This window comes from Vibrio sp. 03_296 (genome assembly GCF_002265885.1).
The window spans coordinates 1-590 of the sequence record NZ_NPKW01000210.1 but is presented as its reverse complement, the minus strand read 5'-3'; the positions used below and the strand labels follow the sequence as shown (position 1 = coordinate 590).

The following is a 590-nucleotide window of genomic DNA, read 5'->3' as shown; positions in this document are numbered from 1 at the left end:
ATGGCTTACAACATGTTTAGTTAGCGGTAAGCCAATATCCGTTAAGAGTGATCCGCGGCAGCGMATTTCCTTTTACCCATTGATCTGCTGAATAACCAGTCCTGCAATAATGAGCATCAAGCCAATGAGGGTTGTAGGGTGAATTTCCTCACCAATTATGGAGGAAAGTAGCATGAGAGAGATAAAAGGTGAGGCGAAAATGAGGTTGCTGATCCTTGCCGTGTTATTGGTGAGTTTCAGTGCAGATAGCCATAGGACAAAAGTCACTCCCATTTCAAACAGGCCAACATAAGTGACAGCAAGCCAGCCATGCATCGAAATCTGCCCCCATGACTGGCCTTCGATGACTGTTAAAGCAATGGCAAAAGGAATAGCGACTAAGAAACCAAGCAAGACACCAACAATAGGATCGGCTTGGTTTTTAGTATTAAGGATCCAGTACCCAGCCCAAAGTAAAGTCGACGTGAGTGCTAGCGCTACGCCACAGGGCTTTCAAATGATAGCCCTAATAAATCGCCCTTTGTGGCAATGACAATCACGCCAACGTAGCTGAATACACAGGCAACCCAATCTTGCTTACGAATTTTCTG

1 pseudogene is annotated in these 590 nt (G+C 45.3%); it reads right to left on the bottom strand.

Annotation, left to right across the window (positions count from 1 at the left end):
- Positions 1-72: 72 nt before the first annotated feature.
- Positions 73-590, bottom strand: a pseudogene (locus CIK04_RS23445) (DMT family transporter); the annotation flags it as partial.